The organism is Arthrobacter sp. NPDC080031, assembly GCF_040702485.1.
Taxonomy (GTDB): domain Bacteria; phylum Actinomycetota; class Actinomycetes; order Actinomycetales; family Micrococcaceae; genus Arthrobacter.
Genome location: NZ_JBFBLA010000009.1, coordinates 24,872 through 44,737, shown reverse-complemented (window position 1 = coordinate 44,737; position 19,866 = coordinate 24,872). Strand labels below are relative to the sequence as shown.

The window sequence follows — 19,866 nt, the reverse complement described above, 5'->3', positions numbered from 1 at the left end:
GCAAGCCGGGGACGCCCACTCCAGGCAAGGCCACTAGGCTCAAGCCATGAGTGAAGAGTTGCCAGCACAGGACGCGTCGGCCCACGTGGCCGACGCGTCCTTTGCTGAAATCACGCTGCGCCGCCGTGGCAGGATCCGCCGCTACCTCTTTGAGCACCCGCGGGTCATGGACTCGGTGGTGGTGCTTTGCTATTCGCTGCTGGCACTGCCCACATTCATCAACTCCATTGTGGATGGCAAGTGGTTCGCCGCATTTTTGCTCGTTGCCATTGCAGCCATCCTGTTCCTTCGACGCCGCAATCCGCTGAGTGTCACTGCGGCCGTTGCGGTCCTCGAAGTGGCCGTGACGCTGTTGAATCCCTGGGGTTCGAATGTCTCCGCGGGATTGTGGTTCGCGCTGTACGCCGTGGCCGTGGCGAGGACCCGGAGATACGCGTTGACGGTGTTTGGCGCGGCGAGCCTGCCGCTGACCCTCGTGTACCTGTTCATGTGGATCAGCCCGGCGACCCCATCCAACGGAGAAGCGGTTCCGGAGAATTTCCACCTCGTCAGCAACATCGCCGCCGCGGTCAGCATTTTGTTGTCCAACCTGATCGCCACCGGCATCGGCATTTCGGTGCGGCAGCGGCGTGAGCACGAGAGCGAAATCAGGGCCTGGGCAGCACGCACGGCCCGCTTGGGTTCCGTCACCGAACGCAACCGGATCGCCCGGGAGATGCACGACGTCGTGGCCCACTCCCTCACTGTCATGATCAGCCTCTCGGACGGCGCCGCCGTCGTGGTCAAGAAGGATCCTGAGCGCGCGGGAGAGGTGCTTGGCGAACTGTCCCGCACCGGCAGGGCCGCGCTGGCCGACATGCGCCGCGTGCTCGGCGTGCTGCGCGACGACTCAGCCCGCCCGGCGCCTTTGGAGCCGTTGGTTTCCGGGCACGACTTGAGCAAGCTGCTCGATGGATTCCGGACGGCAGGTCTGCCGTTGCACTATTCACACACGGGCCCGGCCCTTCCTGAAGACCCGGCGTTCCAGCTCACCGTCTACCGGATCGTGCAGGAATCCCTGACCAATGTGCTCAGGTACGGGCGTTCCTCCAGCCACGTGGATGTGAGGATCGTGCGTGAGGGCGACTCGGTCACCATTGAAGTGCTCGACGACGGCCGGGGCTCCCGGGATCCGGGCACCGAAGAGGCGGCCTTGGGAACCGGCCAGGGCATCGCGGGAATGCGTGAACGTGCGGGAATTTATGCTGGAACCGTGGATGCCGGTCCTGGAATACACGGCGGGTGGCGCGTCCATGCGGAGCTGAACTGGAATGGCGACAAGGGGAAATCATGACTGACAATGCTCCGATCAGGGTTCTGCTGGTGGACGACCAGCCGCTGCTGCGCATGGGGTTTCGGCTCATCCTGGAAGGCGAAGACGACCTTGAGGTAGTGGGCGAAGCCTCCGACGGCGCCGAAGCAGTACAGAGGGTCGAGGAATTGGAACCGGACGTGGTGCTCATGGACGTCCGGATGCCCGCCGTCGATGGAATCGAAGCCACACGGCGGATCACGGCCTCGGCATCCAACGCCAGGATCATCATCCTGACAACTTTCGACCTCGATGAATATGCCTTCTCCGGCCTGCAGGCAGGGGCTTCGGCATTCCTGCTCAAGGATGTTGCACCTGCCGAGTTGGTCCAGGGCGTCCGGCTTGTGGCCAGCGGTGACGCCGTGGTGGCTCCGAGGGTCACCCAGCGGCTCCTGGAAACCTACGTCCGCGGGGGTCGCATGCCCGGCCAGGCCATAGCCCAGCCCCGCGATCCGCTGCTCGAAGAATTGACGCCCCGCGAAACCGAGATGCTGGAAGCTATCGCGGGAGGGCTGTCCAACGCGGAAATCGCCCACAAGTACTTTCTGTCCGAGGCCACGGTCAAAACCCACGTGCGGCGGATCCTCACCAAGCTGCACTTGCGCGACAGGGTCCAAGTGGTGGTCTACGCGTACGAAACAGGACTCGTGATCCCGAGCAACCCGGACTACTAGGACCGCCGGTTCGAGGCCGCGCCGCCCGTCGCCGAGGCTAGACTCGGAGCCATGCCTTCGAACTCCGCTGCAGAACACATCCAGGACCTTGGCGCGTATGTGAGCGCATCGCCGTCGAGCTTCCACGCCGTCAACGAGGCCGCGCGCCGCCTCGATGCGGCCGGTTTCACGGCCCTTGATGAACTTCAGCCATGGGAAGGCGGGGCCGGCAGTTTCTACGTGATCCGGGACGGAGCCCTCATCGCTTGGGTGACGCCCGAAGGTGCAACTCCGACCACTGCATTCAACATCCTTGGAGCCCATACGGATTCTCCGTCCTTCAAACTCAAGCCCAAGCCGACGACGGGAAAGTTCGGCTGGCTCCAGGCCGGCGTCGAGGTCTACGGCGGCCCTTTGTTGAACTCCTGGCTGGACCGTGAGCTTCGGCTCGCGGGGCGGCTCGTGATGCTGGACGGCACCCAGCACCTCACGGCCACCGGACCGCTCCTGCGCTTTCCGCAGTTGGCCATCCACCTGGACCGGGCCGTCAATGACGGCCTCACGCTCGACAAGCAACAGCACATGAACCCGGTGTTCGGCCTCGGCGATCCCGATTCCGCGGACGTCCTGGCAATCCTGGCGGACTCCGTGGCCGGGGCTTCCGTGGATCCCGCGCAGATCGGCGGCTATGACATCGTCGTCGCGGACACCCAGGCGCCTGAGCAGTTCGGCGCCAAGGGCGAGTTCTTCGCGTCAGGACGTCTCGACAACCTCTCCTCGACCCACGCCGGGCTTGCGGCACTCATCGCGCACGCAGCCGCGGGTGCGCCGGCCGGGGGGCCCATCGCGGTCCTGGCCGCCTTCGACCACGAAGAAATCGGCTCCGCCTCGCGCTCCGGTGCCTGCGGACCCATCCTCGAAGACATCCTCACCCGGATCTCCGACGGATTCGGCGCGACGGCGAGCGAACGGCGCCAGGCGTTGTCGGCGTCGTTCTGCGTCTCCGCGGATGCCGGCCACGCCGTGCACCCCAACTACCCCGAGCGGCACGATCCCGCCAACCGGCCCATCCTTAACGGCGGACCGCTTCTCAAGATCAACGCCAACCAGCGCTACGCCACGGATGCCACCGGCGCGGCATTCTGGGCCCGGCTTTGCGGCGAGGCGGGAGTCCCTTACCAGGAGTTCGTCTCCAACAACGACGTCCCGTGCGGCTCTACCATCGGTCCCCTGACGGCTACCCGCCTGGGGATCCGGACGGTCGACGTCGGGGTTCCCCTTCTGTCGATGCACTCCGCACGCGAGCTGTGCGGCGTTGAGGACCCGCTCCACCTGGCCACGGTGGCGGAGTTGTTCTTCCGCACAGCTATCTAGCTCGGCGTCGGCTCCGGCTCAGGAAGCGAGGCTCACTACGAGGTTGATGGTGGTGGCCAGGATCCCGACGCCGAATACGTAGGCGAGCAGGCTGTGCCGCAAAGCAGCGGACCGCATTGCCCTGGTGGTGATCGACGTGTCCGAGACTTGGTAGGTCATTCCGAGGCTGAACGCCATGTAGGCGAAATCCGTGTATTGCGGCGGTTCTTTTTGGTTGAATTCGATGCCGCGGGGCGGATCGGACGTGTAGTACACCTCGGCATAGCGCAAGGTGAAGAGGGTGTGGACCAGGAGCCACGAGGCCGCTGTACCGCCGAGGGCCAGCAGGGCGAGCATGAATTTGTCGAATCCGTGCGCGTCCTTGGCGCCGATCATCACCAGCACGACGGCGGCGAGGGAACCGACGGCGGCGCACAGGATGAGGAGGTCGGCGGTGGAGCGCCGTGGATCTTCTTCCGTGGCATGGCTTCTCGTCTGATCGGCTTTCATCGGGGTGATGACGGCCCAGACGAAAACGTTGTACACCGCCGCGGCCACCGCCCAGCCCGCGGCGGGCGCGTAGATCCACTGACCCCATATTCCGGTCGCTACCGCCGCAATGACGCCTGTGACGATCATGAGCCAAAACCGCAATTGCGAACGTTTGGCTCGGGCAGACTTCGGACGGTGGTTCTTTGCTGGGGCGTTCATAGTCAGATCATGGCACGGGGGCCGGCACGCCCCGGCGTCACGCCACGCAGACTTTTAGCGTCCGGCGTCGAGCTGCGACCCGGAAATCCGGGGGATCCCGACGTCTTACCGTCCAGAAAGCTGCGCAGCGTGACGGCTTCGGCGGCTCAACTGCCCCGGCGGCTCAACTTCCCGGCCGGGGCGCGAACATGATGACGGCGACGCCCAGGATGCAGATCATGGCGCCGATGACGTCCCAACGGTCCGGGCGGAATCCGTCCATGAGCATTCCCCAAGCCAATGATCCGGCGATGAACACCCCTCCGTATGCTGCGAGGACACGGCCGAAGTGTGCGTCAGGCTGGAACGCTGCGACGAAACCGTAGATACCCAAGGCTGCGATACCGAGGCCCGCCCACCACCACGGTTTGGCCTCCCTGACTGATTGCCACACGAGCCACGCCCCGCCGATCTCGGCGACGGCCGCGAGGATAAAGAGTGCGACGGATTTGAGGACGGTCATGGGTTCAGTCTGCCTGAGCCGCCAAAGTTATCCACATAGGCGAGGCAAGCCGTTCCGCGCAGCCGACACGCCGAATAGGCTTAGGGGCGGGAAATGGACTAAGATATTGAAGTCTATGCTGCGCCCTGCTTCCGCTTCTGGAAGCGGTCAGCAGCACCGTTCATCGCAAATGAACCTCCTGTTACGGAAATGCCGTAACCGCTTAGCCCAAAGGAGGTGGGTTCACATATGCGTCCTTACGAATTGATGGTAATCATCGACCCCGAGGTCGAAGAGCGTACCGTAGAGCCGTCGCTTCAGAAGTTCCTCAATGTCATCACCACCGATGGTGGAACCATCGAAAAGGTTGACATCTGGGGCCGCCGTCGCCTCGCTTACGACATCAAGAAGAAGTCCGAAGGTATCTACGCTGTGGTGAACTTCACCGCCAAGCCGGAAACCGCCAAGGAACTTGACCGCCAGCTGAGTCTCAACGAGACCATCATGCGCACCAAGATCACCCGCCCCGAAGAGCAGAAGGTCGTTGCTGAGTAATTTCAGCTCCAGGCTTTCATTCTTTACCCCGCAGGAACGAACAAGGAGGCAGTAGATGGCAGGCGAAACCACTATTACGGTCATCGGTAATCTCACCAATGACCCCGAACTGCGGTTCACACCGTCAGGCTCGGCGGTAGCGAACTTCACCATCGCGTCTACTCCCCGGACCTTCGACCGCCAGTCCAATGAATGGAAGGACGGGGAAACCCTGTTCCTCCGCGCATCGGTATGGCGCGAAGCAGCCGAAAACGTCGCCGAATCCCTCACCAAGGGTATGCGCGTGATCGTTTCCGGCCGCCTGAAGAGCCGTTCCTACGAAACCAAGGAAGGCGAGAAGCGCACCGTTATCGAGCTCGAAGTCGATGAAATCGGCCCGAGCCTGCGTTACGCCAACGCCAAGGTCAACCGCACCCAGCGCTCCGGCGGTCAGGGTGGCCAGGGCGGCTTCGGCGGCGGCAACAACAGCGGTGGCTTCGGAGGTGGCGGCGCTGGTGCAAACCAGGGCGGCAACTCCGGCGGAACGTGGGGCGGCGGCCAATCCGCACCGCAGGAAGACCCCTGGGCTACCCCGGGTGTCAGCAATGCGGGTGGATGGGGCAACGGCCCGGATTCCGAACCTCCCTTCTAAATACTCATTAAAGTTCGACGCCGGAATCCGCCGGACGTGCCGCGAGGCACCCGGGTGGCGACCGCCGTCGAGCACCACCATCCCGTGGATCCATTCCACGGGCTCCATAGAAAAGGAGCTCCACGATGGCTAAGGCTGAACTCCGTAAGCCCAAACCAAAGTCCAACCCCTTGAAGGCCGCTGACATCACTGTCATCGACTACAAGGACGTAGCATTGCTGCGCAAGTTCATCTCCGACCGCGGAAAGATCCGCGCCCGTCGCGTCACTGGCGTCACGGTGCAGGAACAGCGCAAAATCGCCCAGGCAATCAAGAACGCCCGCGAAGTTGCTCTGCTGCCTTACTCCGGCGCTGGCCGCGGCTAAGGAAGGGATTAACTAACATGGCAAAGCTCATTCTGACCCACGAAGTAACCGGTCTCGGTGCTGCTGGCGATGTTGTCGAGGTCAAGGACGGTTACGCACGTAACTTCCTGCTGCCCCGCGGCTTCGCCCTGACCTGGACCAAGGGTGGCGAGAAGCAGGTTGAGTCCATCAAGGCTGCCCGCGCTGCTCGTGCCCACGCTTCGGTTGAAGCTGCACAGGCCCAGGCTTCTGCGCTTTCTTCCAAGAAGGTCAAGCTCGTAGTGAAGGCCGGCGAGTCCGGTCGTCTCTTCGGCACCGTCAAGCCGGCTGATGTCGCTGCTGCAGTCGAGGCCGCTGGCCTCGGCTCCATCGACAAGCGCAACGTTGAACTGCCGAACCACATCAAGTCCCTTGGTTCGTACCAGGCCAACGTCCGCCTGCACGAGGACGTTTCCGCTGTCATCGACCTTGAGGTCGTAGCAGCAAAGTAGCGTTATCTTTGACGTAGCTTGAAGGACCCCCGTCACCGGTTTCCGGAGGCGGGGGTCCTTTGCTTTGCGCGCGCACCGGCGGTGATAGCCTGCAGCGGTGAACCTTGAAACGATGCGCACCAGGCCCTTGTCGCAAGTGGACGTTTTCACTGACGTGCCGTATTTCGGCAATCCGCTTGCCGTGGTCGTCGACGCCGAGGGGCTCGGCACGGAGCAGATGCAGCACTTTGCCAACTGGACCAACCTGTCTGAGACCACCTTCCTGCTGCCTCCCAGCGATCCTGCGGCCGATTACCGCGTGCGGATCTTCACTGGCAGCGAGGAATTTCCATTCGCGGGACATCCGACTCTCGGCTCGGCGCATGCGTGGCTGGCGGCCGGCGGTGTCCCGAAACAGGAAGGGACGCTGGTTCAGGAATGCGGCGCAGGCTTGGTCAAGGTAAAGCTCGACGGCGGCCGCCTTGCCTTCGCTGCGCCGCCGCTGACCCGCTTCGGGCCCGTCGGCGAGGCAACCATGGAACAGTTGGCTGCCGGACTCCGGCTGCCCCGAACTGCGCTCTTGGATGCCTCGTGGCTCGTCAACGGCCCGCAGTGGATCGGCGTACTGCTCGAATCGGCCGAACAGGTCCTTGGCCTTGAACCCGACCTTGCGGCGTTGGGGGATCTGAAGGTTGGCGTGATCGGTGCCCATGAACCGGGGGCCGGCGTCGATTTCGAGGTCCGGACGTTCATTCCCGGAGACGCCATGGTGGAGGACCCCGTGACCGGAAGCTTTAACGCGGGAGCGGCCCAGTGGCTGATCGGCAGCGGCCGGGCGCCTGAGCAATACGTCGCCGCGCAGGGTACGGTGCTGGGCCGGGCGGGACGCATCCACGTCAAAGCGGAAGACGGCGACATCTGGGTGGGCGGGAGCTCGGTGATGTGCATCCAGGGAACAGTGCGGCTGTAGCGGGGGAATAAAAGCGGAGGGGGCACAGTTTGGGAGTATAGATGCAAACGCATGTACTCTGGTTTGAAGCCATCAAACCGACCAGCAACAGGAGATCGCCATGGAGACCCGCCGCATAACCGTCCTTTCCGCCGGACTTGGCGTACCGTCGTCGAGCAGGCTTCTTGCAGACCAGCTCGCCGCATCAGCCAAGCGCCAGCTGGGCGATGCCGGGTACGAGGTACGCGTGGACGTTGTCGAACTCCGGGACCTGGCCGTGGATATCGCCAACAATTTCGTCACCGGCTATGCAGCGCCGCGCCTTGCTGAGGTGATCGCCGGCGTCGAGGATTCCGATGGCATCATCGCCGTCACGCCCGTCTTCAGCGCATCCTACAGCGGGCTGTTCAAGTCCTTCATCGACGTTCTGGACCCGAAGTCCCTCGACGGCAAGGCCGTTCTTCTCGGCGCCACGGGCGGCACCGACCGGCACCAGATGGTGCTCGACTACGCCATGCGTCCGCTCTTCACCTACCTTCGCACCCGGATCACCCAGACGTCCGTCTTCGCCGGACCCCAGGATTGGGGAAACACCGACGACGGCGCGTCGCCACTATCGGTCCGCGTGGACCGGGCGGCGGGCGAGCTTGCCCGGCTTCTGAGCGGCGAACAGCCGCACCGCAAGGCGGACGCGATGGAATCCCTGCCTTTTGAACAACTCCTCGCGGGGATCACTGCGGGACGCTAGGGGAGCCTCGGCTGCTAGTCGTCCAGTAGCTCGATGAACTCCAGGGCCTGCTTCATGCTGATGTCGGAGTGCTTGGTCAGGGCCAACGCTGCCGCTTCGACATCTCCGCTCTTGGCCAGGGTGCGGATCCGTCCGTAGATCTCGTCATTGAGCATGTTGCTGCTCACCTCACGCGTAACGTCTCCCTTGCTGGCGATTGCCCGGTAGCGGTAAGGGAAGCGCTCCGGCTCGTCGTCGTCGGGCAAGAGGTCCTGCGGAGCGGGCTCGGGCTTGCGGAAGGGCTGCGGGTGCGCTGCAAGGGCGCCGACGGCATCACGTGAGGCGCGCAGGCCTTCCCCGGTGGCGCTGAGGTATAGCTTGATGGCAGCCATGGCCTGGCCTTGGGCGATCAGGGAATACAGCTGCCGGTGCTGATCCTCGCTGAGCTTTGCAGCCGCCTCGCGGGCCAGCTCCGCAGGGTCCACGGCCGCCTTCCCAGCGGCGGCATTGTCGCGAAGTTCCGCGGAGCGGCGGGAGAGCGCGCGGCTGATCAGCAGCACGCCAACGACGACGGTCGCCAGGATCAAGACCGGAATGAGTAGGGATGACATGCGCTAAAGCCGATCTATGTAGTTCTTGGCGGTCAACAAGTCCGAATGGGTTTGCTGGCGCAGGAGTTTGATGGCCTGAATCTTCTGCCCACTGCGGACCATGCCCTGCAATTGCAGGGCGAACTGTGGATTCAACTGCCCGTTGGGAAGAACGGGACCGTTGTAGCCGGCCTGGCCGAGCCCCGGGCTGCCTCCGGCTTGCGCCCTCAGCGCGGCCCGCGACTGGCTGTCCTGCTGGGACTGTTGCTGCGCGTTTTGGCTCGGTCTTGTGGATGCATCGATGCGGGCCCTTGCCGCCGTCGCCGCCTGCACCTGGGCTGCCTGGTGGGCTGCCGAGCGTGCGGCCAGCTCCCGTTGATAGCGCTCGGCGTCGGACAGCCCTGAGTTGCGTGGCTTGAATGCCGCCGTCAGGGCCCAAATCACAGCCACGAGGATGACAACGGGCATTGCGACCAGCAGTACATCCCCCACGGTGAAACCCATACCTAGAGCTTATGTCAGAACGCAGTTATCCACAGCACATTCCTGTTCCGGCATAGCTTCTGAGAGCCGGCTGTCAAATTTCCGGAGCCATTGTGGGGAGTATCACATTTTTGGCATATTTATCCCTCTTTGGGTCATTGGAGGACGGGCGGGGCACGGATTGAGCGAACCAGCCTGTGGATGATCTGCTGAAGAAAATACTTTTAATCCACATGGCATAACGAACGTCTTCCCAGCTCAGGGGCTACTTTCCGGCAAAAGAATTTCTCTTTCCACAGGGTCATGCACAGACTGTGCACAAGCAGGGGTGTGTATTCCACACTTTATCCACAGGCCCGGCTTGGTGGCTCGGAAAAGCAGGGCTAACGTGGCTGAGTACCTGCTTTAGGTACTCGGAAAACCCCTGTTTCTTGTGGATGGCACCCTGGTGCCGTCGAAAAGCAGCACGCCCGCGGACCTGTCTGTGGATAAGTTGTGGAAATCTCGGGGAAACCAAAATTGTCGGTGCCCTACGGAACAGTTTGGACCAGCCGGCATAAACGGCGCGGTCGGAGCAACCCACACCGGGTATTGGCCTACCGCACCGCCGGGAACAGTTATCTGCGCGGCACAAAATGGAGGACGGCTTGTCAGTTACGCACTTGGATTCGATCGAGGGCGGCCGGACATCGGACGCCAGCCGCAAACCTCCCCAGGACATTCCCGCTGAGCAATCAGTTCTCGGCGGCATGATGCTGTCCAAGGACGCCATTGCCGACGTCGTGGAAATCGTCCGCGGCCATGACTTCTACCGCCCGGCCCACGAGACCATCTACGAGTCCATCATCGACCTGTACGGCCGCGGCGAACCTGCCGATGCCGTCACGGTGTCCGATGAGCTGACCAAGCGCGGCGAGATCAACAGGATCGGCGGCCCTGCCTACCTGCACGAGCTGATCCAGACCGTGCCCACAGCGGCCAACGCCGGCTACTACGCCGAAATCGTGGCTGAACGCGCCGTCCTGCGCCGCCTCGTCAACGCCGGCACCAAGATCGTCCAGATGGGCTACGGCCAGGACGGAGAGGTCGAAGACCTCGTCAACCAGGCCCAGGCCGAGATCTATGCCGTGGCCGAACGCCGCACCGCGGAGGACTACGTGGCGCTCAAGGACGTCATGGAATCCACTGTTGACGAGATCGAGGCATCCGGCCACCGCGGGGAGGGCATGACTGGGGTTCCCACCGGGTTCTACGAACTCGATGAACTCACCCATGGCCTGCACCCGGGCCAGATGATCGTCATCGCCGCGCGCCCCGCCGTCGGTAAGTCCACGTTCGCCCTTGACTTCGCCCGTTCCGCCGCGCTCAAGAACAACCTCGCCACCGTGATGTTCTCCCTGGAAATGGGACGCAACGAAATCGCGATGCGCCTGCTGTCCGCGGAAGCCACCATTGGCCTTCAGGACCTGCGCAAGGGCACCATCAAGGACGAGCAATGGTCCAAAATCGCCACCACCATGGGCCGCATGAACGATGCGCCGTTGTTCATCGATGACAGCCCCAATATGTCCCTCATGGAAATCAGGGCCAAGTGCCGCCGCCTCAAGCAACAGCACGACCTCAAACTGGTGATCCTCGACTACCTCCAGCTCATGAGCTCCGGCAAGAAGGTGGAATCCCGCCAACAGGAAGTCTCCGAATTCTCGCGTGCCCTCAAGCTGTTGGCCAAGGAGCTGCAGGTTCCGGTCATCGCGCTCTCGCAGCTCAACCGTGGATCCGAACAGCGCCAGGACAAGCGTCCCATGGTCTCGGACCTCCGCGAATCCGGTTCCATCGAGCAGGATGCCGACATGGTCATCCTGCTTCACCGCGAAGACGTCTACGACAAGGAATCCCCGCGCGCCGGCGAAGCCGACATCCTCATCGCCAAGCACCGTAACGGCCCCACCAAGGACATCGTGGTTGCCTTCCAGGGGCATTATTCCCGCTTCGCCAATATGGCGGGCGAGACGGGCGGAGGCGGGTTCTAGGCTCCGTTGAGCAAATGATCGGGCATCCGGTTTCCGGGAGCCCGTCCTCGGATCTCCAGGAGTTCGCGGGCGTGGGCGTGAAGGCGCCGGTCCTCGTCGGTTTCCGGCACCCAGGCTGGGATCGGTACGGACGTGCCGGTTTCGTCCCTGGCCACCATGACCGTGAGGCAGTACGTGGTCAGGTTCATCTCACGGCTCTTGGGGCTTCCGGAGCGAACATGGACGGCAATGTGCATGCCTTTGTGGCCTGTATAGACGAGACGGGCTTCTACTTCCACAACGTCGCCGATCAAGAGCGGCCGGTAGAAGCGCACGCCGCCGGAGAAAACCGCCACGGTGTCCTTGCCGCAGTACCGGGAAGCGCAGACGTACGCGGCCTCATCAATCCACTTCATGACGATGCCGCCGTGGACCTTTCCGCCCCAGTTCACATCGGTGGGGGCCGCCATGAAGCGGAGAACAACGCGCTCGGCAGTGCCGGCGTCGGTATATTCCTGCGCGTTCATGGCTTCGACAATCTTTTCCCGCACGGCGATCCGCGCGAGGGCGTTGTCGCGCTGCTCGACTTCCTCCGGCGTCGAGGGCTTGAACTGGGGGACTGGTACCGGGCGGCCGTCGGGACCAACCGCAACGAAGATCACCAGGCACTGGCTGCGCATCGTGGCCGGCCCGCCCTTGGGGTCGCCGGAGGACACGATGGTCCGGATGTGCATCGAGGAGCGGCCCGTGTAGACGATGGTCGCTTCGACCTCGACCATGTCTCCGCTGTTCACAGGGTCGGCGAAATGGATGTTGCCCACATAAGCCGTGACGCAATAGGACTTCGCCCAGCCGACGGCTGCCGCGTACGCCGCCTTGTCCACCCACTCAAGGACAGTGCCGGCGTCGACCGACCCGCTGTGTCCGACGTCGGTGGGGGAAGCAAGGAACCGCAGCGTGACGGAGTTGGAGGGAAGCTCGCTCATGACGAGAGTGTATCGACGGCGTGGATACTGATGCGCTGTATGACGGGCAGGCGCTATTGGCCCTTCCGCTTTCCTTCCAGCCAGGGTTTCAGCAGCCGGGTGGTGACCGGCAGGAAAATGTAGACCATGAGTGGCGTCAGGATGCAGATGTTCAACAGAACCTGCAGAACCAGCGGCCAGCCCAGAATCAGGGGGTGCAGCAGGAAATTGGCGAGCAGGCTCAACGGAAAGAACGGCAGGAAGATGCTGACCGCCTGCTTCCATCGTGGCGGCACCACCGTCTCCGGGACCACGAGGTTCACGTCGCCGGGTTGGGAGAACCATCCTTCGATGCCGGAACGGCGCTCCACCCGTGTGACCTCCATGAGCTCGGAGGCGCTTTCAATCCACCATCGGCGCTCTCCGGATTCCTCCCATGCCTGCAGGGTTTCAGCGTCCGCGAAGCGGTACAGCATGTGCCATTCATCAGAGTCAGCCGCCGTGCGCACCCACCCTGAACCCAAGTAGCCGGGCCATTCCCTGGCAAGTTCCTGGCCCGCGTGGGCCCAAGCGTTGGCTTGGCGGGTGTAACCGGGAGTGATGGTGCGGGCGACGGAAACGGTGATGGGATGCTCGAGCGACACCTCAACAATCTACCCGCCGGTGTCCCGCTAGGCTGGGAAAGTGCCCCAAACAGTGACCCGTCCCACCGCGCCCTCCACTGCCCGCGAGATCCTGCGCCTTGCTGTCCCTGCCTTTGGGGCGCTCATAGCAGAACCCCTCTTCCTCCTGGCCGACTCCGCCATTGTGGGGCACCTTGGCGTCCCTCAGCTGGCGGGAGTGGGTCTGGCCTCCACCCTGCTGTACACCGCCGTCGGACTTATGGTCTTTCTGGCATATTCGACGACTCCCGCTGTGGCGCGGGCCATCGGGGACGGAAAGCTCGGCAAAGCGCTGGCCGCAGGGCGCGACGGCGTCTGGCTGGCCTTGCTGCTGGGCACAGTCCTGGCCGTGGCCGGCTTCTTCGCGGCCGGCCCGCTGCTCGGACTGTTTGGAGCCAACGGCGAGGTGCGGGCCTACGCCGTCGACTATCTGCGCTGGTCCATGCCGGGACTCGTCGCCATGCTGCTGATCTTCGCTGGGACGGGTGTCTTGCGCGGACTGCAGGACACCCGCACGCCGTTGGTGGTTGCGACGGCGGGGTTCGCCGTGAACATCGGCCTCAATGCCGTCCTGGTCTACGGTTTGCATTTGTCCGTGGCGGGGTCAGCCATAGGCACAAGCATTGCCCAGTGGGCCATGGCCGCCGTCTATCTGGTGATGGTGGGACGGAATGCCCGGCGGCACGGCGTTTCGCTGCGCCCGGACTGGCATGGCATCCGCACGATGACCACCGTGGGTTCATGGCTCATGCTCCGCACTCTTAGCCTGCGCCTGGCTATCCTCGCCACGGTCCTGGTGGTCACTTCCCAAGGGTCCGTGAACCTCGCCGCCCACCAGCTTGCGATGACCATTTTCTCCTTCCTCGCCTTCGCCCTGGACGCCTTGGCGATTGCCGCACAGGCCCTCATCGGCAAGGAACTCGGAGCCTCCCATCCGGCCCGGGCGCGGGAACTCACCCGCACCATGATCCGCTGGGGCGTGGGCTTCGGTGTGGTGACTGGCGTACTCCTCGCGGTGGCCGCTCCGTGGGCAGGCTTCCTCTTTACCTCCGACGCCGGCGTTCAGTCCGCGCTCACAGCGGCACTGTGGGTGCTCGCCGTCGGGCAGCCCCTCGCGGGGTACGTCTTCGTCCTGGACGGCGTGCTGATCGGCGCGGGAGATGCCCGCTACCTGGCGATTGCCGGCGTCGTGAACCTCGTGGTCTATCTGCCGCTTTTGGCGGCAGTCCACCTGACAAGGCCCGACGGCGCGGCGGGGCTGGTGTGGCTGTGGGCAGCGTTCGCGCTGGGCTACATGATGGCCCGCGGGGTCACTCTCGGGGTGCGGGCCCGTTCTGACAAATGGATGGTCCTCGGTTCGCACTAAACTGGACTGGTGACTCTCCCCGCCTCTTCAGCGACTTCATCCACGCCTACAGCAGCTGGTCTCTGGAAGCCCGTACTTCTCCGCGCCGGTACTGCGCTGGTGTTTGGAGCCGTGACCGTCTTCTGGGGCTCGCCCTCCGTTCACGTTCTTGCCTGGGCTACCGGACTCTACCTGCTCGCAACCGCGGGCACCGCGTTCCTGGCCGCGAGCGTCCCGGCGGCCGCGGCCGTCGTCGTCGGCCTGGCAGGGGTGGGTGCCCTGATTACGCAGTCCGACGCAGGTGCCGGACTTTCCGCGCTCGTAGGATTGCTGGTGCTCGGGGCGTTTGAGCTGGTCCAGGGATTCCGGCAGCGCGGACGGCACGTGCTTGCCCGCGACTGGATCATTTCCGGTGTGGTGGGCATCGGCACCGCCGTTGCATTGCCGTTCTTCATCAGCCTTGGAGCCCACGCGCTTCTCGGTGTTGCCGGCGGCGGCGCCATCATCTGGGGAGTCTTGTGGGTGCTGTCAGGGCTGAGCCTGCGGCACGATGGGCGAACCCCCTCCGCTGAGGCCGTAAACTAGTAGTCGTACGTTCTACCCTGCGTAGAACTCTCAAGGCGCGCACGGCGCCAGCACCCACATTGGAGGAATGACCTTGGCAGACCAGAAACCAGGAGAGCCGCGCAAGATGCGGACCTCGGTGAAGGGACCGCTGATGTTCTCCGCGTTCTGGGGCGTCGTGATCTTCTTCGCCGTGCTGATCTTCGCCTCCGGCGGAAGCGCCCGCACGCCGCGCTTTGACCTCGCCTTTACCGGTGCCGGCATCGCCTTCATTGTGAGCCTCGTCCTCTCTGCGATGCTTTCCATGAGCCACAAGGAAAACGCCGAACACCTCGGCAAGGGCTCGGGCGTCAACCTGAGCTCCAGGAAGCCGGGCCAGGGCCACGGTTCCGCGGCCCCCCACGCGGGCAGTGAGACGGAAACCCCCGACGCAGACTAGGCCGTCTTAGTCTGCGTCGCGCCAGGCAACTTTTTGCCGGCTGGCCGACGCAGCAACCCCGGAAACCCGCGGCAGACCGCCGTCGTGCGCCCTGAAAAGTTGCACGGCGTGACGCCCGCCTACTCCGTACCTGAGGCTTTCCGTGCCCGGTAGGCTGCCACGTGCGTTCGGTTGGCGCAGTTGCCGGTGTCGCAGTAGAGCTTGGATCGGTTGCGGCTCAGGTCAAGCACGACGGCGTCGCAATCCTCCGCCGCGCACACCCGCAGGCGGTCCATTTCCTTGCTGCGGATGACGTCCACGAGGGCCATGGCAGCTTCCGTGCCCATGCGTTCCGCGAGGGGCGCTTCGGGGGTAGTGGCGTGCAGGTGCCAATCCCAGTGGTCGTGCTTGACCAGCTGCGGGAGTGCGCGCGCGTCTGTGAGGAGCTGGTTGACGGTCTTTGCGGCCGCGTCCTCATCGGACGTCCACAGCGAAGCCAGCTGGCTCCGCAGTCGCTTCACGCTGGCCAATTCGGCCTCGGTTCCCTCCCTGGTCCCCGTGAATTCTTCCGCATCGAGGAAGGTGTGGAGTTCGGCGACACTCGCAAGGGCCTCGGTGCCGTTTGCGGCCGTATTGATCAAATTGACCACGCTTCGAAGCGCCACTTCAGTGTCAGGTGCAAAAAGCACTTTGACTCCTTACATCTCTCGGGAGTAGTGTCAGCAGCGTAACCCATTTTACTCCTGACAGGAGGCTGCTGTGTCAGCTGCAACAAAACGGGCTGGTGCTGCGGGCTTCATGGCGTCGGGTCTGGGGCTCGCGCTCTTTTCCTCGGCGGTCTTTGGCTTGTCCGGCTCGTTTGCCAAGTCCCTCCTGGAAACCGGGTGGACCCCCGGCGCTGCAGTTGCGATCCGGTTGAGCGGTGCTTCGCTCACCCTGGTGATCCCGGCCGTCGTCGCTCTCCGGGGCCGTTGGCACCAGCTCAAGGACAACTGGCTCACCATCCTGCTATTCGGTGTGATTGGCGTTGCAGCATGCCAGCTCTTCTACTTCAACGCGGTGTCCAGGCTGTCCGTGGGGGTCGCGCTCCTGCTCGAATACCTCGCGCCAACCATGATCGTCCTGTGGCTGTGGGCAGCCAGCCGACGCCGTCCGAGGGCCCTCACCGCCATTGGAACACTGCTTTCCCTCGGCGGACTTGTCCTGGTGCTTGATCTCACCGGCGCCGTGAAGGTGGACTTCGTCGGCGTCCTCTGGGGCATGGCCGCGGCCGTCTGCCTGGTCATCTACTTCTTCATCACAGCCAGGCAGAACGACACGTTGCCGCCCATTGTGCTGGCCGCCGGCGGTCTTACGGCAGGCTCAGTCCTCATCTGGATTGCCGGTGGGACCGGCGTGGTGTCCATGACTTTTGCCACCACAGACACACATCTCGGACCGTGGACCACGCCGTGGTGGGTTTCGATCGCGGGCCTCGTCATCTTGTCCACCGTGCTGTCCTACGTCACGGGGATCATGGCGGCACGAAGCCTCGGCTCCAAGGTGGCATCCTTTGTCTCGCTCACGGAAGTACTGTTCGCAGTCGTGTGGGCCTGGCTGTTGCTGGCCGAGTTGCCGGGAGCCATCCAGCTCGTGGGCGGGGCACTCATCGTGTGCGGAGTAGTCCTGGTGCGAATCGACGAGCTCCGCGCGGACAAGCGTTATGCCGCGGAGGCCGGTGAAGACTACGCGGCGCTGCAGCTTGACCACGCGAACGACGTCGAGCCGGTTCCATCCGAGAGGGCGCTCTAGACACCGACCATTGATGGGGGACCGGGGCTTAGCATGTTGATATGTGCCGGAACATCCACACCCTCCACAATTTCGAGCCACGAGCCACCTCCGCGGAGGTGGAAGCCGCAGCCCTGCAATACGTGCGCAAAATCAGTGGCACCACCAAGCCGTCCAAGGCCAACGAGGAAGCCTTCGCCGAGGCGGTCCACGAGATCGCGCATGTCACCCAGCATCTGCTCGATTCCCTGGTGACCCATGCGCCAGCCCGCAACCGCGACGAGGAAGCGGCCAAAGCCAGGGCCCGTGCGGCCGTTCGTTTCGGAACTGCCTGAAGCAGGGTTACTTCGCGAAGGAACGCAACCGAAGCGAGTTCGCGACCACCAGGACCGAGCTCGCAGCCATGGCCGCGCCGGCGATCATCGGGTTGAGCAACCCAAGGGCGGCCACGGGAATACCGATGGCATTATAGAAGAACGCCCAGAACAGGTTTGTCTTGATAGTGCCGAGCGTCTTCCGGGACAACTCGATGGCTTGCACCAACTGGCCAAGGTCGCTGCCCATGACGGTCAGATCCGAGGCCTCGATGGCGACGTCGGTTCCCGAGCCCATGGCGATGCCAAGGTCAGCCTGTGCCAGGGCCGCGGCGTCGTTGACCCCGTCGCCCGCCATCGCCACGGTGGAGCCCTGGGACTGAAGCTTCCGTACCGCGTCCACTTTGCCTTCCGGCAGGACCCCGGCGAATACGTCTTCCGGGGCGATCCCGACGGTGGTGGCCACTTGGGCGGCGACGGCGGCGTTGTCTCCGGTCAGCAGCAGGGGGCGGATCCCGAGTTCCTTGAGCTTCGCGATCGCGGCCGCCGAACCGGGTTTGACGGTGTCCCTTAGCGTGACTATTCCAGCGGGCTTCCCGTCCACAGCAACCCAGATGGCGGTAGCGCCACGTGCTTCCTCAGTGGCCAGTGCCTGGCGCTGTGCATCGTCAGGGAAGATTCCGTTGCGTTCCAACCAGCCGGTCCTGCCGGCCACGACCGTTCGCACAGAGCCATTTCCGGCTCCGTTCAGCGCAACCATCCCCCGGACTCCGCCGCCCGGGGCGGAACTGAAATCCTTCACAGCGGGCAGCGGGCCGGCGTCGGGCATAGCGGACTTGGCGGCAGCGGCAATGGCGTGGGCGATGGGGTGCTCAGACGCTGCCTCGACGGCGCCGGCGAGAGACAGGACGTCGGCGGGGGAGTGGCCGTTCAAGGCCAAGGTGTGTCCGACGGCGAGCTTGCCGCTTGTGACGGTCCCGGTCTTGTCCAGCAGGATGGCGTCCACAGTGCGGGTATCTTCAAGCACCTGCGGGCCCTTGATGAGGATGCCGAGCTGCGCGCCCCGGCCGGTCCCGGTCAGGAGGCCAACGGGTGTCGCGAGCCCAAGCGCACACGGGCAGGCAATCACGAGCACCGCCACAGCAGCCGTGAACGAGGCATTGAGGTCACCGCTCAGGGCAAGCCAGAAGACGAAGGTAACGACGGCGATGACCAGCACCACCGGAACGAAGACGGCGCTGATGCGATCGGCGAGCCGTGCAATCGGGGCCTTGCCCGTCTGCGCCTGGCTCACCAACCGCCCCATTTGTGCCAGCGTAGTCTCGGAACCCACGCGGGTCGCGCGGACCAGCAAGCGGCCCGAAGTATTGATGGTGGCGCCCGTGACCTGGCTTCCCGGTCCGACCTCCACGGGCACGGATTCACCTGTGACCAATGAGGCATCCACGGCAGACGAACCGCTCGTCACCAGGCCGTCCGTGGCGATCTTCTCTCCCGGTCGAACGACGAAGATGTCCCCTGCCACGAGTTGCTCGGCCGGGATCTTGTGTTCGACGCCGTCGCGCAGCACCGTCGCGTCCTTGGCTCCAAGATTCAGCAGTGCCTTGAGGGCATCGCCGGCCTTCGCTTTGGCGTTGGCCTCAAGGAAGCGGCCCAGAAGCAGGAAGGTGGTGACCACGGCCGCAACTTCGAAGTAGAGCCCACCGCCCGCGCCTCCCATGGTCTCCATGCCGGGGTGTTCAGTGATCATGGGGTTGGCAAAAAGCTGCCACGCAGAGTAAAGGTATGCGGCGAGGACACCAATGGAGACGAGGGTGTCCATAGTCGAGGCGAAATGGCGCGCGTTGATGGCGGCGGCGCGGTGGAAGGGCCAGGCAGCCCACGTGACCACGGGAAGTGCAAGTGCAGCGGCCACCCAGCCCCATTGCGGGAACTGCAAAGCTGGGATCATCGAGATGGCGAAGACAGGGACCGTCAACATGGCTGCGGCGATCAGTCTCGGACGCAATTTCGACGCTGCTGGTCCGTGGTGCATGTGGTCTTCGTGGGTGCCGGCACCGGCGCCCGCCGCGGTGGCACCGTGGTCGCCTGTCGCGGCGCCACGGGCCACATGCTCTGCGTGCTCGGTCGTTCCTCCCTTAGACGCACGCTGCCGCATGCCCCCCGCGTCGTCGCTGTGGTCATGTTCCGTTGCGCCGTCGTCACCGGCGCTGGTTTCGCGATCAGGGGCCTGGGTTACGGAGTTGGCGGGGGCCGTGGACGACGGGCTTGGGTGCGTTTCGCGGATCCAGGCTTTGTAGCCCGTTGCGTTCACTGTGTCCACGATTTGTTGGTCCGTGACATTGTCCGGAACTGTTACCTGGGCTGATTCGAGGGGGAGGTTGACTGAAGCTTCCACGCCCTCGAGCTTGCCCAGTTTCCGCTCTACGCGGGCCACACAGGATGCGCACGTCATGCCCTCGATGTCGAGTTCGATGATGCGTGTACCTGTTTGGTGGAGGATGTCGTGATTGCTCACATT

The 19,866-nt window shown here is 64.0% G+C and carries 23 protein-coding genes; 15 read left to right on the top strand and 8 right to left on the bottom strand.

What is annotated here, in order from left to right; genetic code table 11:
- Window positions 1-46 precede the first annotated feature (46 nt).
- The 3 genes from AB0323_RS09265 to AB0323_RS09255 are packed head-to-tail and all read left to right on the top strand — an operon-like array spanning window position 47 to window position 3,378.
- Entirely contained in the window at window positions 47-1,333 is a 1,287-nt protein-coding gene (locus AB0323_RS09265; RefSeq protein WP_366177059.1) for a sensor histidine kinase, read from the top strand.
- Window positions 1,330-2,025 carry a response regulator transcription factor gene (locus AB0323_RS09260; protein WP_366177058.1) on the top strand — a complete coding sequence of 232 codons (696 nt, stop codon included), beginning with the start codon at window positions 1,330-1,332 and terminating at the stop codon, window positions 2,023-2,025. Before AB0323_RS09265 ends, AB0323_RS09260 begins: the two co-directional genes overlap by 4 nt.
- A gap of 51 nt (window positions 2,026-2,076) precedes the next feature.
- Window positions 2,077-3,378, top strand: coding sequence for a M18 family aminopeptidase (locus tag AB0323_RS09255; RefSeq protein WP_366177057.1), 1,302 nt, complete (start codon window positions 2,077-2,079; stop codon window positions 3,376-3,378).
- Window positions 3,379-3,396: 18 nt separating this feature from the next.
- On the opposite strand, the gene AB0323_RS09250 is transcribed toward AB0323_RS09255, so the two are convergent.
- Entirely contained in the window at window positions 3,397-4,068 is a 672-nt protein-coding gene (locus AB0323_RS09250) for a DUF1345 domain-containing protein (RefSeq protein WP_366177056.1), read from the bottom strand.
- A gap of 163 nt (window positions 4,069-4,231) precedes the next feature.
- Complete coding sequence (locus AB0323_RS09245; protein WP_366177055.1) at window positions 4,232-4,570, bottom strand: YnfA family protein; 339 nt, start codon at window positions 4,568-4,570, stop codon at window positions 4,232-4,234.
- Window positions 4,571-4,798: 228 nt separating this feature from the next.
- Here AB0323_RS09245 and rpsF point away from each other — a divergent pair, with 228 nt between their 5' ends.
- From rpsF to AB0323_RS09215, 6 genes are all read left to right on the top strand, one after another.
- Complete coding sequence (rpsF, locus tag AB0323_RS09240) at window positions 4,799-5,104, top strand: 30S ribosomal protein S6 (RefSeq protein ID WP_028267876.1); 306 nt, start codon at window positions 4,799-4,801, stop codon at window positions 5,102-5,104.
- Between the two features lie 55 nt (window positions 5,105-5,159).
- Window positions 5,160-5,735: a single-stranded DNA-binding protein gene (locus tag AB0323_RS09235; protein ID WP_078107100.1), complete on the top strand. Its 576-nt coding sequence runs from the start codon at window positions 5,160-5,162 to the stop codon at window positions 5,733-5,735.
- A gap of 125 nt (window positions 5,736-5,860) precedes the next feature.
- Window positions 5,861-6,100, top strand: coding sequence for a 30S ribosomal protein S18 (gene rpsR / locus AB0323_RS09230; protein WP_003800144.1), 240 nt, complete (start codon window positions 5,861-5,863; stop codon window positions 6,098-6,100).
- Between the two features lie 17 nt (window positions 6,101-6,117).
- The gene (gene rplI, locus AB0323_RS09225; RefSeq protein WP_236813849.1) at window positions 6,118-6,570 is read left to right on the top strand and encodes a 50S ribosomal protein L9; all 453 of its coding nucleotides are present in this window, start codon (window positions 6,118-6,120) and stop codon (window positions 6,568-6,570) included.
- 112 nt (window positions 6,571-6,682) lie between these two features.
- Window positions 6,683-7,519, top strand: a complete 837-nt coding sequence (locus AB0323_RS09220; protein ID WP_366177154.1) for a PhzF family phenazine biosynthesis protein — start codon at window positions 6,683-6,685, stop codon at window positions 7,517-7,519.
- A gap of 100 nt (window positions 7,520-7,619) precedes the next feature.
- The gene (locus AB0323_RS09215) at window positions 7,620-8,246 is read left to right on the top strand and encodes an FMN reductase (protein WP_366177054.1); all 627 of its coding nucleotides are present in this window, start codon (window positions 7,620-7,622) and stop codon (window positions 8,244-8,246) included.
- A gap of 14 nt (window positions 8,247-8,260) precedes the next feature.
- Here the strand turns inward: AB0323_RS09215 and AB0323_RS09210 are convergent, their stop codons facing one another.
- The gene (locus tag AB0323_RS09210) at window positions 8,261-8,836 is read right to left on the bottom strand and encodes a hypothetical protein (RefSeq protein ID WP_366177053.1); all 576 of its coding nucleotides are present in this window, start codon (window positions 8,834-8,836) and stop codon (window positions 8,261-8,263) included.
- Window positions 8,837-8,839: 3 nt separating this feature from the next.
- Window positions 8,840-9,319, bottom strand: coding sequence for a hypothetical protein (locus AB0323_RS09205; protein WP_366177052.1), 480 nt, complete (start codon window positions 9,317-9,319; stop codon window positions 8,840-8,842).
- Between the two features lie 626 nt (window positions 9,320-9,945).
- Between AB0323_RS09205 and dnaB the strand changes: the two genes are divergently transcribed.
- The gene (gene dnaB, locus AB0323_RS09200) at window positions 9,946-11,328 is read left to right on the top strand and encodes a replicative DNA helicase (protein ID WP_366177051.1); all 1,383 of its coding nucleotides are present in this window, start codon (window positions 9,946-9,948) and stop codon (window positions 11,326-11,328) included.
- Here the strand turns inward: dnaB and AB0323_RS09195 are convergent.
- Both AB0323_RS09195 and AB0323_RS09190 read right to left on the bottom strand, forming a co-directional pair.
- Window positions 11,325-12,293 carry an acyl-CoA thioesterase gene (locus AB0323_RS09195; protein WP_366177050.1) on the bottom strand — a complete coding sequence of 323 codons (969 nt, stop codon included), beginning with the start codon at window positions 12,291-12,293 and terminating at the stop codon, window positions 11,325-11,327. The two genes, dnaB and AB0323_RS09195, sit on opposite strands and share 4 nt — an antisense overlap.
- Before the next feature lie 53 nt (window positions 12,294-12,346).
- Complete coding sequence (locus AB0323_RS09190) at window positions 12,347-12,916, bottom strand: antibiotic biosynthesis monooxygenase (RefSeq protein ID WP_366177049.1); 570 nt, start codon at window positions 12,914-12,916, stop codon at window positions 12,347-12,349.
- Between the two features lie 40 nt (window positions 12,917-12,956).
- Between AB0323_RS09190 and AB0323_RS09185 the strand changes: the two genes are divergently transcribed.
- The 3 genes from AB0323_RS09185 (at window position 12,957) to AB0323_RS09175 (ending at window position 15,282) form a co-directional block, all read left to right on the top strand.
- A complete protein-coding gene (locus AB0323_RS09185; RefSeq protein WP_366177048.1) occupies window positions 12,957-14,300 on the top strand; it encodes an MATE family efflux transporter in 1,344 nt (447 codons plus the stop codon).
- A 9-nt stretch (window positions 14,301-14,309) separates the two neighbouring features.
- Window positions 14,310-14,864, top strand: coding sequence for a hypothetical protein (locus AB0323_RS09180; protein ID WP_366177047.1), 555 nt, complete (start codon window positions 14,310-14,312; stop codon window positions 14,862-14,864).
- A gap of 67 nt (window positions 14,865-14,931) precedes the next feature.
- Entirely contained in the window at window positions 14,932-15,282 is a 351-nt protein-coding gene (locus AB0323_RS09175) for a hypothetical protein (protein ID WP_364538791.1), read from the top strand.
- Between the two features lie 119 nt (window positions 15,283-15,401).
- Here the strand turns inward: AB0323_RS09175 and AB0323_RS09170 are convergent, their stop codons facing one another.
- The gene (locus AB0323_RS09170; RefSeq protein WP_366177046.1) at window positions 15,402-15,950 is read right to left on the bottom strand and encodes a CGNR zinc finger domain-containing protein; all 549 of its coding nucleotides are present in this window, start codon (window positions 15,948-15,950) and stop codon (window positions 15,402-15,404) included.
- A 70-nt stretch (window positions 15,951-16,020) separates the two neighbouring features.
- On the opposite strand from AB0323_RS09170, the gene AB0323_RS09165 reads away from it, so the two are divergent.
- Both AB0323_RS09165 and AB0323_RS09160 read left to right on the top strand, forming a co-directional pair.
- Window positions 16,021-17,052 carry an EamA family transporter gene (locus tag AB0323_RS09165; RefSeq protein ID WP_366177045.1) on the top strand — a complete coding sequence of 344 codons (1,032 nt, stop codon included), beginning with the start codon at window positions 16,021-16,023 and terminating at the stop codon, window positions 17,050-17,052.
- Window positions 17,053-17,093: 41 nt separating this feature from the next.
- Entirely contained in the window at window positions 17,094-17,366 is a 273-nt protein-coding gene (locus AB0323_RS09160; protein ID WP_364538797.1) for a DUF2277 domain-containing protein, read from the top strand.
- Between the two features lie 7 nt (window positions 17,367-17,373).
- Here AB0323_RS09160 and AB0323_RS09155 read toward each other — a convergent pair whose 3' ends face one another.
- A complete protein-coding gene (locus AB0323_RS09155; RefSeq protein WP_366177044.1) occupies window positions 17,374-19,863 on the bottom strand; it encodes a heavy metal translocating P-type ATPase in 2,490 nt (829 codons plus the stop codon).
- Between the last annotated feature and the right edge of the window lie 3 nt (window positions 19,864-19,866).

Excerpts from the sequence above, each read along its gene's own strand:
- AB0323_RS09205 (WP_366177052.1), bottom strand. The coding sequence starts at position 9,319 with ATGGGTTTCACCGTGGGGGATGTACTGCTGGTCGCAATGCCCGTTGTC.
- rpsR (WP_003800144.1), top strand. The coding sequence starts at position 5,861 with ATGGCTAAGGCTGAACTCCGTAAGCCCAAACCAAAGTCCAACCCCTTG.
- AB0323_RS09215 (WP_366177054.1), top strand. The coding sequence starts at position 7,620 with ATGGAGACCCGCCGCATAACCGTCCTTTCCGCCGGACTTGGCGTACCG.
- rpsF (WP_028267876.1), top strand. The coding sequence starts at position 4,799 with ATGCGTCCTTACGAATTGATGGTAATCATCGACCCCGAGGTCGAAGAG.
- AB0323_RS09265 (WP_366177059.1), top strand. The coding sequence starts at position 47 with ATGAGTGAAGAGTTGCCAGCACAGGACGCGTCGGCCCACGTGGCCGAC.
- AB0323_RS09250 (WP_366177056.1), bottom strand. The coding sequence starts at position 4,068 with ATGAACGCCCCAGCAAAGAACCACCGTCCGAAGTCTGCCCGAGCCAAA.
- AB0323_RS09260 (WP_366177058.1), top strand. The coding sequence starts at position 1,330 with ATGACTGACAATGCTCCGATCAGGGTTCTGCTGGTGGACGACCAGCCG.
- AB0323_RS09175 (WP_364538791.1), top strand. The coding sequence starts at position 14,932 with ATGACCTTGGCAGACCAGAAACCAGGAGAGCCGCGCAAGATGCGGACC.
- AB0323_RS09210 (WP_366177053.1), bottom strand. The coding sequence starts at position 8,836 with ATGTCATCCCTACTCATTCCGGTCTTGATCCTGGCGACCGTCGTCGTT.
- AB0323_RS09245 (WP_366177055.1), bottom strand. The coding sequence starts at position 4,570 with ATGACCGTCCTCAAATCCGTCGCACTCTTTATCCTCGCGGCCGTCGCC.
- AB0323_RS09255 (WP_366177057.1), top strand. The coding sequence starts at position 2,077 with ATGCCTTCGAACTCCGCTGCAGAACACATCCAGGACCTTGGCGCGTAT.
- rplI (WP_236813849.1), top strand. The coding sequence starts at position 6,118 with ATGGCAAAGCTCATTCTGACCCACGAAGTAACCGGTCTCGGTGCTGCT.
- AB0323_RS09220 (WP_366177154.1), top strand. The coding sequence starts at position 6,683 with ATGCGCACCAGGCCCTTGTCGCAAGTGGACGTTTTCACTGACGTGCCG.
- AB0323_RS09160 (WP_364538797.1), top strand. The coding sequence starts at position 17,094 with ATGTGCCGGAACATCCACACCCTCCACAATTTCGAGCCACGAGCCACC.
- AB0323_RS09235 (WP_078107100.1), top strand. The coding sequence starts at position 5,160 with ATGGCAGGCGAAACCACTATTACGGTCATCGGTAATCTCACCAATGAC.
- AB0323_RS09195 (WP_366177050.1), bottom strand. The coding sequence starts at position 12,293 with ATGAGCGAGCTTCCCTCCAACTCCGTCACGCTGCGGTTCCTTGCTTCC.